Annotated in this window: 1 tRNA gene; it reads left to right on the forward strand. The window is 46.3% G+C overall.

Features of this window, described 5'->3' with window-relative positions:
- Window positions 1–19: 19 nt before the first annotated feature.
- Window positions 20–95 (forward strand) — tRNA-Glu (locus KW829_RS22800).
- Window positions 96–257: the final 162 nt, after the last annotated feature.

Below are 257 nucleotides of genomic sequence, written 5' to 3' on the forward strand. Positions count from 1 at the left end.
TTGCGATTGAGACTTCAGTGTCCCCTTCGTCTAGAGGCCCAGGACACCGCCCTTTCACGGCGGTAACAGGGGTTCGAATCCCCTAGGGGACGCCACTTGCTGGTTCGTGAGTGAAAGTCACCTGCCTTAATATCTCAAAACTCATCTTCGGGTGACGTTTGAGATATTTGCTCTTTAAAAATCTGGATCAAGCTGAAAATTGAAACGACACACATGTTATGTGTGTTCGAGTCTCTCAAATTTTCGCAATTTGATGA

The sequence above is a fragment of the Enterobacter sp. ENT02 genome (assembly GCF_019219165.1).
In the GTDB taxonomy this organism is placed as follows: Bacteria; Pseudomonadota; Gammaproteobacteria; order Enterobacterales; family Enterobacteriaceae; genus Enterobacter; species Enterobacter mori.